Source organism: Nitrospinota bacterium (assembly GCA_029881495.1).
Lineage (GTDB): Bacteria > Nitrospinota_A > UBA7883 > JACRGQ01 > JACRGQ01 > JAOUMJ01.
Genome location: JAOUMJ010000027.1, coordinates 1 through 12082, shown reverse-complemented (window position 1 = coordinate 12082; position 12082 = coordinate 1). Strand labels below are relative to the sequence as shown.

Here is a 12082-nt window from a genome sequence, read left to right as displayed (position 1 = left end):
ATCCTAGCATCCGGTCATCTCAAGAAGCATCGGGAGCTTTTCCACCTGTCCTATCGGCATGAGGTGGACCCCGCTTACGCCGTCGATACCGCTTTTGATCTCATTTACCAATTCCGCGGCAATTTTCAGCCCTTCCCCGGCCTGGTCCTTCGCCCCTTCGATCCGCTTCATCAAATTATCGGGGATAGGCGTTGTGAGGACGTTGTCATTCAGGAACGCTGCCATCGTTAGCGATTTTATCGGTGTTATCCCGACGAGTATTTTCGTGTTCAGCGGTTTAACCGTATCGATGAAAGCCTTAAGCGACGCAGTATCGAAAAACGGCTGTGTCTGGAAAAATGAGGCCCCCGCTGAGATCTTTTTCCTTGTCTTGAGCATCTCCATCTCTATAGGGCTGTAGAACGGGTTGATAACTCCTCCGATAAGGAAGTCGGGGAAATTTTTCAATTTTTGGCCAGTTATGGAAATACCTCTGGAGAGGTCGGTCGCCATTTGGATCAGCTGGACAGAATCGAGGTCGAATACCGGCTTCGCTCCGGGAGCATCTCCAAGAGCGGTGTGATCCCCCGTCATGAGGCAGATGTTCTTAATTCCGAATGAGTAGGCGCCGAGGAGGTCCGACTGTATGGCGAGCCGGTTCCTGTCGCGTCCGCATACCTGGAGAATCGGTTCGCAACCCGCGTCAATGAGGTGTTTGCAGAATGCGAGCGCCGACATCCTTACCACTGCGCGCTGGTTGTCCGTTACGTTTATTCCGTCAACGCGCCCGGCGATCTTTTCGGCGGTAGCGAGGCTCTTTTCGGGGTCGCTCCCCTTTGGAGGGGCTATTTCCGCCGTGACGGCAAAAAGAGAGCTATCAAGTTTTTCCTTTAGAGACACGGCGTTGCTCTACCGCTTACCCGAAGCGTTACGCGGTTCAACAAGCCGTCTCGGTTTTCCGGATGCGCGGAAATCTTTCGGCCTGATTATCTCCCCCATCAGGTCGAGTCTCCCCACCTTCACGAGGCGTTCGTAAATCTCTATCCATACGCAGTTCTGTTCATGGTCTACTTCGCACTTGCCGTTTACCGCTCCTCCGCATGGACCGTTCAGAAGCGCCTTTGGGCATCTTGTTTCGGGGCATATCCCTCCGGTCATGTTCAGCACGCAATTTCCGCACGCGGAACATTTCTCGTAAAAATGCATCTGCCTTCGCGAGTTTCCGATGAAGAGGGAGTCGCACCCGCTTACGGTGAGTTTTTCGCTGTTGTCGCCGACAGCCTGTATCCCGGCTCCGCACGCCATTACCAGTATCCCTTCGGCCTTTTCGACCGCTTCCTTCTCTTTTCTCAGTATTCTTTTCGTATCAAGCTCGTGGCAGGTGGCGGGCACGGTTGCTTGGCCTGTAACTTCAATCCCTTCGGCATTCAGTATCTTGGTCATTTCCCTCAGGTCTTCATCGCCCCCAGTATGGCAGAGGGTGGCGCAGTCCCCGCAACCGACAAGGAAAACAGATCTCACATCGCCGATGGCCTTTTTGATATCTTCCAGCGATTTTTGTTTTGTAATAATCATAGGGGGCAATTATACACGCGCTGATTGATGTCCGCACCTTCCTGAGTGATATTTTGCAGGGGAAGAGATAAATATATTTTCCCATGTTATGCAGGCGGCAAAAAGCTGGAGTTTTGTTAAGTAGTTGTAAATACCATGCCAATTGAAATATTATGCACCTAATGGGTCAAGGCCCAAGAGTGGAATTTTCGCATTTAGAACTTTTCTTGCCACGAGGATTTAGTATTTGAAAATAAGGGAAATAATGTCCAAGCCGGTTGTGACCGGCAGACGGACCGCGACCATAAAGGAAACAGTAAAGCGGATGGCCGATAAGAAAATCGGCGGTATAGTCATTACTGAAAAGAAGATCCCGATAGGTATCTTCACAAGGAGGGATCTACTCAGCGCTCTTCTGTCAAATATAGATTTGGACAAAAACACGGTGGAATCGGTGATGCACACCCCTGTGCTCCCCGTAAGCGAGAATGACGAGTTCATAACAGCCGCCCGGCAGATGAGAAGCATGGACATGAGAAGGTTCATCGTCATACAGGAGGGGGGGCCGTTATGCGGGATAGTGACCGATCTCGACGTGGTAAAGAGCTATACGCTTACATCCCTCAACCACAGGTCCTCTATGGCAACGATTTCAATGGGTGGGCTGACCGCTACGCCATCCACTCCCCTCAGAAAAATAGCCAAAATGATGATGGAAGAGAGGCGCAGCTGCACGGTGATATTAAAAAACCGGAAACCGGTAGGAATAATCAATGAATCGCTCTTCGTGGATCTGGCGGCCAAGTTCAAGGACCCGCTCAAGTTCAAGGCGGAAGATAAGATGATAAAGAAATTCTGCGGCGCGCAGGATACCGATTCGCTGAGGGAATCGGTGATAAACATGGTCAAAAACGATTTCAGGAACATCATCCTCTCCGATGATGCGGGGAATTTTACCGGGGTTGTTTCCATGAGGGAGCTTGTCACATACATCGTGCAGGCTCAGCTATAGACTTTGATATCGGACTTTAACGATTGAAAATGCCAGATCCCGATAATATTTTCGATACGATCTTTCCCGAAGAAAGTTTCGCGGAGGTTTCCGACGCGCTGGGGAGGAATCTTCACTGCGGATTTGATTTCAAGCCTTTTAGCGGCGAATCGCTTTTTGCCCAAAGCCTGTCGAAACGCCTCCGAAAGGATTTCATTGTTTTCCATGTAGACCTCCAGATGGTTACCGGGATATGGCATTTTGCCATCGTACTGGCAAGGGCCCTGGTCGATGCGTTTGAAGACGAGGGGAAAAAGGCGGGGATGATCAAGAGGCTTGCGATGGGTGGACGGCTGAATATCGACAGGACTGCAGAGGGTGGAATGTCTTTTGACGTTCCGGCGAAATCGGAGATCTCCAAACTGATGTCAACTATCCTCGACCTGCCGGAACTCGCGGGGATGGAAGAAAACAAAAGATCCGTCGTCGTCCTTTCCGGGTTTGAAAGGCTGGAAGGGATATTGGGGAAACCTGGGATGAAAATGTTTCTTGAAAAGATCGGACGTCAGGCGATCACATCGTATCTCCTTACGGGATACGATATCCTTCCCGATGCCCGGAAGCTGGGGGGGAACATATCCGGCCAAGTGTTGGAGCGCCGAGCGGATGAAATTTTCTCTCCCGGCGCGGTGAGGGATTTTATCGGCAAGCGGTTCAAGGATTCGGGCAAGGATATACCGGGCGATCTGCTTGATTCGATACTGTCCGTGACATCAGGAAGGATAGAGCTCGCGCTTATTCTCTCAGGCAGGATGAAGAAAGCCGTTTCCCAAACCGGCGCCGCAATAGAGTGGGAAGGGGCGCTGGATGAAGCGGTGAACGAGTTCCTTGTTTCCAGCGCGCCGTCATATTACGCTCTCTGGAACCAGCATAAGGACAGACAACAATCGCTTCTCTATGGACTTGCCATGGATGGAGACAAGAATCTCTATTCGGAATATTTCATTAACAGATACGGCTTCGGCACCGCGACGAACCTCCAGGCTTCGCTGAGGGGGCTCGCGGCAAAATCGATCCTGATAAAGGATGGGAAAAAGTGGGGCTTTGCAGATCCGTTTTTTCGCCTTTGGATAAGGCGCCAGCCCTCCTCGAATACCACGCAGGCGGTTTAGTCCGCGATTTCGCAACTGTAAATATGAATAAACTGAGGAACCTCCGCATCTACATGGTATCGCTTGGATGCGCCAAGAACCGGGTCGACAGTGAAAAAACATTGGCCAGGCTTGTCGGGCAGGGTTGTGTCATTGTAGGGGATCCGTCCGAAGCGGAATATATCCTTATCAACTCCTGCGGATTTCTCGGCGAAGCAAGGGAAGAGACGGTCGATACCATCCTGGAGCTCGCCGAGTTGAAGAAACAGAATCCCTCGCTGAAGCTCGCGGTCATGGGCTGCATGGTCGAGCTTTTCAGGGGGGAGATGCAGGCCGAACTGCCGGAGGTCGATTACCTGGTAGGGCTTTCAGACGGCGAGGTTTCCGAAATTTACGATTCCGCGAATACCGACCGCTTGATAGAGCCGGGAGCGGTATCCGCGTATCTCAAGATCGCGGAAGGGTGCGGAAACTCCTGCTCCTTCTGTTCTATTCCGCTCATAAGGGGGCCGCTGAAAAGCAGACCTGTTGACGACGTCATCGTTGAGGCAAGCCGGCTGGTGAAAAATGGAATAAAAGAGATTTGCATCGTTTCCCAGGATTCGACCCGCTATGGCCTTGACCTCGGAATAAAAGGGGGGCTCGTGAAGCTCCTGAAAAAAGTTGTCGAAGTAGATCCCAAGTGGGTGCGCCTTCATTACCTCTATCCTACATTGATAACGGATGAGCTTATCGAACTGGTCGCCTCGGAGCCGAAGCTCTGCGCCTACATGGATGTGCCGTTTCAACATATAGATAGTGGCGTATTAAAGAAGATGGGGCGGCAGGAGAACGAAGACGACATCAAAAGGCTGATAGAAAAAATCCGCCACACAATGCCGGATGCGGCAATAAGATCGGCGTTCATCACAGGGTTCCCGGGTGAGGGTGAAAAGGAGTTTCAAAAACTTGAGCGGTTCCTTTCGGAGAATGAGCTCGACCATGTAGGGGTATTTACCTATTCCCCCGAAAAAGGGACAAGGGGTTTCGACATGGAGGAGACATGTTCCGGGGATGAGAAAGAAGAGAGGAAGGCCCGCCTGATGGAGATACAGAAGAGTGTGTCTTTAAAAAAGAACAAGGGGAAGGTCGGAAAAATTCTCCCCGTTCTTGTGGAGCGGTTCGATGCCGGGAACAATCTGCTGGTCGGGCGTCTTGAGACGCAGGCCCCCGAGGTGGACGGCGAAGTGATACTGAGCGAATGCGCGGCTAATCCGGGGGAGATCATCAAGGTGAAGATAGTTGAGAGCATGGAGTACGACCTGGTCGGCGAAGAGGTCTGAGTAAGCTATGAAGGCTTTTTTGTTCCATGTCGGCAGGCTCCTGCAGCTTTTCGGAATGATAGCGGTGCTGGCTTCCTTGATCACCTGGCAGTGGTGGCACGATACCGGCTTCATGTTCAGGCTTGCCTTTTCCGGCCTGTTCTTTTTCTACTCCGGCTATTTCCTTGTGAAGAGTTTTGGTGTTAAATCATAGGCAACATGCAAAGAGCAGATGATTTTATCGTGGCGCTTATGACCGCTTCCAGCGCGGACGAGGCGGAAAGGATATCCGCCGCCCTTGTGGAAAAGAGGCTTGCCGCCTGTTGCAACATCGTGAAAGGGGTAACCTCCATCTATGAGTGGAAGGGGAAGCTGGAAAAGGGGGAGGAGTGCCTCGTTATCATAAAGACGCGCAGGGAACTTTTCGAAAAGCTTTCATCGGAGATCAGGTCGCTTCACAGCTACGAGGTGCCGGAGATCATAGCCTTGCCGATGATCGCCGGTTTTGAAGGCTATCTCGACTGGATAAAGTCCAACACACAGTAGCGGTTTCTTCCCTCCGAGGCGCCCCGACAGGTTCGCGGCTCTCTTTCTTGAAGTTATGGTTCATTTTTCATCTCTGACGGCAGGCACGTTTTTCGGGCCGGTATGTTATTATTGAAAGGAATTATGAATTTCAGGAATATACTCGTTTCGCTTCTATTCATATCCGCTCTTCCGGCGCTTGGAGCATGTGAAAAATTTCCGTGGTCGAATGACGCGTCAATAACGGTTCCAGCTCCGACAGCGCAGAAGAAGTGGTCGAGGCGGAAGAGTTTCACAACCGCGAATATTGGAAACCTCGCCACGCAGTTCAATGGCGAGAGGATATTTTTCGTTGCCCGCGATTTTGAAAAAGGGGGAGCGCCGTACAGGGAGCTTATTCTTGCCATCAATCAAAACGGTGAGGCGGTAGGCGATCTGGAGATCAAAGGAAAAGTAAAAGAGCTCTCAGCAAGCGGTTCCGGTTCGCACATCCTTGCGCAAACCGAAGATGGAGAGGTCATTCTCTTCGAAGGATTCGGCAAAACGGGGAAGAGGTTCGACCTGGGGAAAGCGGAGTCGGCGGTCTTGTCCCACACCGGGCAGTTCATCGCGCTAAAAAGGGGTGGTATCTATTCGGTAGTTTCCAGCGACGGCAAGGAGCTTTGGAAATACCCTGCCGGAGTGGAGCTTATCATCTTCCCGTTCCTGAATCATCCGGACTCGTCGTTCATAGCTTCGAAAGGGTCGGTAGCTTTTTGGGAAGGGGGGAAGGAGATATGGAAAAGAGATATATCAGGCGCCCCTATCGCGCTCTCATCCTCTTTCCTTGAAGGTGGTCTCCTCGCGGTTTCTACCGGCGGGGAAAAGGGGAAAATTTATTTTTTCAACGACAAGGGTGAAGAGCTTGGCGTGGCCGCTTTTCATGGCGGGGCGGTATCGCTCAGCTGTTCAAGGCTCGGCTCTATCTGCGCCGCCTACGGTAATGGGGCGGGGGGGCAGAGCGTGGCGCTCTTTCGTTCCGATGGCGGGGCGGTTTGGAACTACTCCGTGAAAGGGAGCGGCGCACGCGATTCGAAGGTTGTCCTTACCGGCATGGGCAAGGAGAACGGCTTCCATATTGTCGCCGGATTCGAGAAAGATGGAGTTTTATCGCTCAACGGATGGGATGAAAAGGGGAACCCGCTCTGGTACGCACCTGTGGAAGGCGGGGCGCGCAGTTTTGAACTCTCGTGGAGCGGAAAGAAGATGGTTTACATTACGAAGAACAGCGTTGAATTTTTCTCATGGTAGGCGGGACTTGGATGTTTTCCCGGCGATCTCCCAAAGTCATCCTCCCGATGATCCCCCCTTGCCGCGCTCCCATGCAGGGACAGTCTGCCTAATGGCGAAATGGATGTCGGAGAATCTATTCGGCAATTCGAAGGGGGATATTTGGGAATATTGAAAGGATTTGTTATACTGGAACAAGATATGCCAGATAATTTACCGCGTTTTTTTATCAATGAAACAAACCTGTTGTTTTGTTTCAATTAAGTTTATATCACTTAAATCTGGAAAGGAGACCTTGGAATAAGGAAAAATTGTTTAAGACTGAAAATTTGGACGTTGCATTTGATAGTGAGGGATTGAATGCGATTGGGAGAGAGAGTGGACAAGTTTCAAATTAGTTTTATTAACCATTTGTATGGGGATTTTGAAAAAATGAGAAGATTTCTAAAAGGTTCTTTTTTGGCCATCTTGATGGCCCTTCCGTTCGCCGGCTTCGGCTGCAGCGAGGCGGGCACAACAGTAATCGAACAGACTAATTTGTACCCGCAAAGTTCGGTAACCCTTACCGGGCGCGTGATAGATGCCGATACCCGTGAAGGTGTGGCCGACGCAAAGGTCTACTACAAAGTCAACGGTGCATGGCTTAGCGTGACCACTTCCGCCGGTACGACGGGCGGCATTCCAGCCCAGCAGAAGGCTTCGATCGGCGCGGCGGAGACTACAGCAGGTGAGTACAAGATCACCGGCCTCCCCTGTTACACGACAGTGCCTATTGTAGTACAGCCGACACTTGCCTCCGGCCTGATGCAGACGAATTCAAGCCATTCCACCAGTTGTGGTAGCAACATGTATTTGTCTGTGGAACAAAGCAAGCAGTTTGCACTTGAAGCGGGACGCGCGGTTACGGTTAACCTTGTCGACTCCATTTCAGGCGCAGCGGTTTCCGGCGCGACTGTTTACTGGGCAGGCGGCGGCGCTAATGGAATTGGGTTCGAGGACGTAGTAGCGACCGAATCTACGACCACCCCAGGTTCCTATGACATCACGATTCCAAGAGCGGCAACAAACTTGCTTGTAACAAACGTAACCGACGCGGAAGGCGTATGGACGCACGAGACAGCAACTGTTGCGTTCTCTTCTGCAGGGGTTAACTCCACTAATGTTATAACGAAGGCGCTTCTCCCTATCGGGCCGGATACCACTATCTCGGTAGTTACAGACAACATCCGCATTGGCGGCGCAAATTCTGGCGGTACACCAATTGCGTTTATCAAAGCGGACGACCCGATCGAGATCATATACAATCTCCCGATAACGGTTGATGCCGATACGTTGACGCTGTCGTACTGGAACGATTTCCAGACCCATACGGCAACCATCCTTCCTGCTGTAGAGGAAATTACCGTTGCCGCCGCTGTAACCGGTTCAAAGTTGACGGTGACTCCGGACGCGGCCACCCCGCTTACCGAAGGGGAGCAATACTCGCTCGAGGGTACGGTTCATTACGCAGGCACATCGGCTGATGACAAGCAGTTGGCGCTTAGCACAGGCTTTCATGTCACTCAGTCTGGTGTAGGCACGATCGGCAATACACCTGTTATCACTATTGATAACTTCAACTGCTACAAGCCAAACGCCGCCGGTGATACCGCTGTTGTCATTAAAGCTGGCGATGCGACGGTTCTTGGTGCAGCCGTTCCAAAAATTGTATTCCCTGAGCTTGTATGGGGAACGGTTAGGTTGATCTCAACCACTGTGGGCGACGGTACAGACATAGTTACAACCCTGCAAAACGATGTGCCAACAGCTATTACAGGGCAGTGGTCCGGTGCTAGCTGGCAGGTTGTAGATGCCTGTGACGGTTCAGGGACCGCTACCGTTGGAAACAACAATCTCGGCGGAAATACCCCCGGGGCCGTGTTCCTTCTGAATATGAATACCCTGTGGGGCACGGGAACTGTTAGCGATTCACTTGCCGCTACGGCTGTCAAGTTGAATGTTGGATACACCATCGGCTTTGATATTTATGACGCCGAAGGTAATGTCTACCAGAGCGAAGACTACCTGACTGTACAGTAAGCAGGTATTCCTGTAGTTCTGAAAAGTCTTAAAGGGCCGGAGGGAGTGTAAAAGCTCCCCCGGCCTTTTTTTTTATCCCCCTCTCATTTCGAGAATCTTTTTTCACTCTTTGCCACCCGCGCATCAATGCGTTGATCCGGCTCTGTTCCCTTTTTTCTCATCCACTCGTTCGCAATGACGATGTGGTGGTTGTCATCGCGAGCAAGCGAAGCGAGCGTGGCGATCTCTCTTGCGTGGGAGAGATTGCTTCACTCCGTTCGCAATGACGATGTGGTGGTTGTCATCGCGAGTAAGCGAAGCGAACGTGGCGATCTCTCTTGCGTGGGAGAGATTGCTTTACTCCGTTCGCAATGACGATGTGTCATAATCCTGTAAAACTATTAAATTTAAGATAAAATTGAAAATTATCTTATGAAATATTTCTATGTTTATATTTTAGCAAGCAAGTCTTCTGTTCTTTACATAGGTGTTACTAATAATCTAGAGCGAAGAATGTATGAACATAAGAAGAAAATAACCAAAGGGTTTACAAGCAAATATAATGTAAACCGATTGGTGTATTACGAGGTCTGTTCGACGATTAAGGATGCAATTGCACGGGAGAAACAGCTGAAAGCTGGATCAAGAAGTAAAAAAGTTGAGTTGATTGAAAGCGATAATAGGGAATGGCGGGACTTATCAGAGGAGTGGTAAAGCAAGATTGCTTTTAGCATGACGATGTGGTGGTTGTCATCGCGAGTAAGCGAAGCGAACGTGGCGGTCTCTCTTGCGTGGGAGAAATTGCTTCACTCCGTTCGCAATGACGATGTGGTGGTTGTCATCGCGAGCAAGCGAAGCGAGCGTGGCGGTCTCTCTTGCGTGGGAGGGATTGCTTCACTCCGTTCGCAATGACACGACCTGATATTTTCTCCATTCGTATTAATGTTTGATTTTCGCTATATTTTCGGTTACTATTTATACATGTCGATTACAAAGAGACAGAAAGAGATCATCGATTTCATCTCCTCCTTCATGGAGGAGAACGAATACGCCCCCAGCATCGCCGAGATACAGAAGAAGTTTTCCATCAATTCTCCGGCGACAATTCATCAGCATCTGAAAAACATGGAGGAGAACGGGCTGATAAGACGCTCGCCGAACAGGCATCGCTCCATCGAGGTGATCCCTGCCGGGCATGGCGGGATTCAGGTCGGTGTGAAGGTTCCCGTTCTCGGTTCCATCGCCGCCGGACGCCCGATAGAGTCTTTCCCCGACACCGAGATGATATCCCTCCCCGAGGAGATGGTTGCGGACAGCGACACGTTTGTCCTGAAGGTGAAGGGTGATTCAATGATGGAGGATCACATACTCGACGGCGACATGGTCATAGTCCAGCGCGCCGATACCGCCCGGCCCGGCGACAAGGTTGTCGCGCTCATCGACGGCTCCGAATCGACACTGAAAAGGTTTTATCCCGAGAGCAATAGAATACGCCTGCAGCCTGCGAACAGGGAGATGGAGCCGATGTATTTCGAGCCGGAACAGGTTCAGATACAGGGGAAGGTAATCGGCATCCTCCGCCGCTTCTAGTTTTTTCCATCTGTTTTTTTCCTCGCCGGAATTGAAGTAGAATGGAAAGTATCTGGATATAATAATCAGTATCAATAAATTCGACGAGGAGATCATCATGAAGCGCGTGCTCATTATTGACGATGATGCGGCTGTGCGCATGCTGCTTAAACATTCTCTTGAGAAACTTTCCTACGCGATAGATGTTGCAGAAAACGGGCCGGCTGGCCTTGCCAGCACACAGCGGGTGTTTTACGACCTCATCCTGCTGGACGTAATGATGCCGAAAATGGACGGTTATGAAGTTCTGCAGGAGATTCGAAATGGAAGCGCAAGCGCGGCATCTCCCGTCATCATGGTAACTGCTCTCAGCGACCAGACCTCGGTGTTGAAGGCCATGCAGTTGGGTGCGTGTGATTATGTGATAAAGCCGTTCGATTCCGGGCACTTCCTCCACAAGGTAAGCCGATGGGCTAACAGCAGGGAGGAGGCTAAATGGAAAAAACTGGAGCCGGAACAGGAGAAGGCGCTGAAGCTCACACTGACAACGCTCGACAAGGGGCACGACGCGGTTTTGAAAGGGAGGCCACTTCCATACGACGACTACAGGAACACCGGCAGGGAGATAGTGAATGTCGTCGGGAAAAACAAGGTTAAGCCGATCCTTGAGGCGCTGAAGGAGCACGACAGCTACACCTTCGTCCACTCCATGAGGGTGGGGATTTTCCTCTCCCTCTTCGCCAGGTCAAAAAAGGAGTTTAGCGATTCAGACATCGCGACGGTGACGGAGGGGGGGATCATCCATGATGTAGGGAAGGCAAGGACTCCGTTGAAAGTTCTTAACAAGCCGGGCGCCTTCAAGCCACACGAATGGGAAGAGATGAAAAGTCATGTAAACTTCGGAATGGAGATATTGAAAAGGACGGAAGGTATTCCTGAAGCGGTTATGGAAATATGCTGGAACCATCATGAAAAAATCGACGGCACCGGGTATCCGCGCGGACTGCGCGAAGGGGAGATCGGAACCTTGGCCCGGATGTCCGCCATCGTCGATATGTACGTCGCCCTCTCCGACAGGAGAGTATACAAGCCGAGCCTTTCCCACGCCGAGAGCGCTTCGATACTGAGGAAGAGCAGAAAACAGCTCGACCAGGCGCTGGTGGAGGAATTCCTTCATGTTGTCGAAAAGGGTGGGTATGCATGAGGGGCGCGTTTTCCGAAGAATGAGAGGTTAATATACGTTACATCCCGCATGGGGCAATGCGATATTGAGAGGCTCTCCACGGACATCGCCTCATTGACTGTTTTACACCCGCCACGTCAAAGGCTATACTTTCCTCTTTGTAAAAGCGGTTACACGATAAACAAAGAGGAGAAAAAATGCCGAAACCGAAAATACATTTTCTTGTATGTGGAAACAAAAGGCCTGCCGGGCACCCAAAGGGGTCATGCGCCGACAGGGGAGCCACGGAAACGATAAACGCATTCAGCCGAAAACTCCAGGAGACGCAGAAGTACGATACCGTAAAAGTCTCCGTAACCTCGTGTCTGGGGCCTTGCGGTATGGGGCCGGTGGTAGCGGTCTATCCCGACGACCTGTGGTACGGCATGGTCGATGCCGGAAAAGCGGATGAGATATGGAACAGCCATGTAAACGAAGGGAAGGCGCTCGAAAAATACCTTAT

General features: G+C 51.1%; 15 protein-coding genes. 13 read left to right on the top strand and 2 right to left on the bottom strand.

Annotated elements, in window-relative coordinates:
• Positions 1-3: 3 nt before the first annotated feature.
• Positions 4-879 (bottom strand): methylenetetrahydrofolate reductase, encoded by an 876-nt coding sequence (locus OEY64_10735; GenBank protein MDH5543424.1) that lies wholly within the window; start codon positions 877-879, stop codon positions 4-6.
• 9 nt (positions 880-888) lie between these two features.
• Positions 889-1554, bottom strand: coding sequence for a methylenetetrahydrofolate reductase C-terminal domain-containing protein (locus tag OEY64_10730; protein MDH5543423.1), 666 nt, complete (start codon positions 1552-1554; stop codon positions 889-891).
• Between the two features lie 244 nt (positions 1555-1798).
• Between OEY64_10730 and OEY64_10725 the strand changes: the two genes are divergently transcribed.
• The 13 genes from OEY64_10725 to OEY64_10665 all read left to right on the top strand — a co-directional run.
• The gene (locus tag OEY64_10725) at positions 1799-2545 is read left to right on the top strand and encodes a CBS domain-containing protein (protein MDH5543422.1); all 747 of its coding nucleotides are present in this window, start codon (positions 1799-1801) and stop codon (positions 2543-2545) included.
• Between the two features lie 29 nt (positions 2546-2574).
• Entirely contained in the window at positions 2575-3696 is a 1122-nt protein-coding gene (locus tag OEY64_10720) for a hypothetical protein (protein MDH5543421.1), read from the top strand.
• 23 nt (positions 3697-3719) lie between these two features.
• Entirely contained in the window at positions 3720-4997 is a 1278-nt protein-coding gene (rimO, locus tag OEY64_10715; protein MDH5543420.1) for a 30S ribosomal protein S12 methylthiotransferase RimO, read from the top strand.
• A 7-nt stretch (positions 4998-5004) separates the two neighbouring features.
• The gene (locus tag OEY64_10710) at positions 5005-5190 is read left to right on the top strand and encodes a hypothetical protein (protein MDH5543419.1); all 186 of its coding nucleotides are present in this window, start codon (positions 5005-5007) and stop codon (positions 5188-5190) included.
• A 5-nt stretch (positions 5191-5195) separates the two neighbouring features.
• Positions 5196-5522, top strand: coding sequence for a divalent-cation tolerance protein CutA (locus OEY64_10705; protein MDH5543418.1), 327 nt, complete (start codon positions 5196-5198; stop codon positions 5520-5522).
• Positions 5523-5645: 123 nt separating this feature from the next.
• On the top strand, positions 5646-6791 hold the full coding sequence (locus tag OEY64_10700) for a hypothetical protein (GenBank protein MDH5543417.1): 1146 nt from the start codon (positions 5646-5648) through the stop codon (positions 6789-6791).
• Between the two features lie 411 nt (positions 6792-7202).
• Positions 7203-8849: a hypothetical protein gene (locus OEY64_10695; protein ID MDH5543416.1), complete on the top strand. Its 1647-nt coding sequence runs from the start codon at positions 7203-7205 to the stop codon at positions 8847-8849.
• A 189-nt stretch (positions 8850-9038) separates the two neighbouring features.
• A complete protein-coding gene (locus OEY64_10690) occupies positions 9039-9203 on the top strand; it encodes a hypothetical protein (protein MDH5543415.1) in 165 nt (54 codons plus the stop codon).
• Between the two features lie 57 nt (positions 9204-9260).
• Positions 9261-9542 carry a GIY-YIG nuclease family protein gene (locus OEY64_10685; protein MDH5543414.1) on the top strand — a complete coding sequence of 94 codons (282 nt, stop codon included), beginning with the start codon at positions 9261-9263 and terminating at the stop codon, positions 9540-9542.
• Between the two features lie 18 nt (positions 9543-9560).
• On the top strand, positions 9561-9740 hold the full coding sequence (locus OEY64_10680; protein ID MDH5543413.1) for a hypothetical protein: 180 nt from the start codon (positions 9561-9563) through the stop codon (positions 9738-9740).
• A gap of 69 nt (positions 9741-9809) precedes the next feature.
• Positions 9810-10418: a transcriptional repressor LexA gene (lexA, locus tag OEY64_10675; protein MDH5543412.1), complete on the top strand. Its 609-nt coding sequence runs from the start codon at positions 9810-9812 to the stop codon at positions 10416-10418.
• 97 nt (positions 10419-10515) lie between these two features.
• Positions 10516-11601, top strand: a complete 1086-nt coding sequence (locus OEY64_10670) for a response regulator (GenBank protein ID MDH5543411.1) — start codon at positions 10516-10518, stop codon at positions 11599-11601.
• Between the two features lie 176 nt (positions 11602-11777).
• A partial coding sequence (locus OEY64_10665) for a (2Fe-2S) ferredoxin domain-containing protein (GenBank protein ID MDH5543410.1) occupies positions 11778-12082 on the top strand: 305 nt, incomplete at its 3' end.

Excerpts from the sequence above, each read along its gene's own strand:
- OEY64_10730 (MDH5543423.1), bottom strand. The coding sequence starts at position 1,554 with ATGATTATTACAAAACAAAAATCGCTGGAAGATATCAAAAAGGCCATC.
- OEY64_10725 (MDH5543422.1), top strand. The coding sequence starts at position 1,799 with ATGTCCAAGCCGGTTGTGACCGGCAGACGGACCGCGACCATAAAGGAA.
- OEY64_10720 (MDH5543421.1), top strand. The coding sequence starts at position 2,575 with ATGCCAGATCCCGATAATATTTTCGATACGATCTTTCCCGAAGAAAGT.
- rimO (MDH5543420.1), top strand. The coding sequence starts at position 3,720 with ATGAATAAACTGAGGAACCTCCGCATCTACATGGTATCGCTTGGATGC.
- OEY64_10710 (MDH5543419.1), top strand. The coding sequence starts at position 5,005 with ATGAAGGCTTTTTTGTTCCATGTCGGCAGGCTCCTGCAGCTTTTCGGA.
- OEY64_10705 (MDH5543418.1), top strand. The coding sequence starts at position 5,196 with ATGCAAAGAGCAGATGATTTTATCGTGGCGCTTATGACCGCTTCCAGC.
- OEY64_10700 (MDH5543417.1), top strand. The coding sequence starts at position 5,646 with ATGAATTTCAGGAATATACTCGTTTCGCTTCTATTCATATCCGCTCTT.
- OEY64_10695 (MDH5543416.1), top strand. The coding sequence starts at position 7,203 with ATGAGAAGATTTCTAAAAGGTTCTTTTTTGGCCATCTTGATGGCCCTT.
- OEY64_10685 (MDH5543414.1), top strand. The coding sequence starts at position 9,261 with ATGAAATATTTCTATGTTTATATTTTAGCAAGCAAGTCTTCTGTTCTT.
- OEY64_10680 (MDH5543413.1), top strand. The coding sequence starts at position 9,561 with ATGACGATGTGGTGGTTGTCATCGCGAGTAAGCGAAGCGAACGTGGCG.
- lexA (MDH5543412.1), top strand. The coding sequence starts at position 9,810 with ATGTCGATTACAAAGAGACAGAAAGAGATCATCGATTTCATCTCCTCC.
- OEY64_10670 (MDH5543411.1), top strand. The coding sequence starts at position 10,516 with ATGAAGCGCGTGCTCATTATTGACGATGATGCGGCTGTGCGCATGCTG.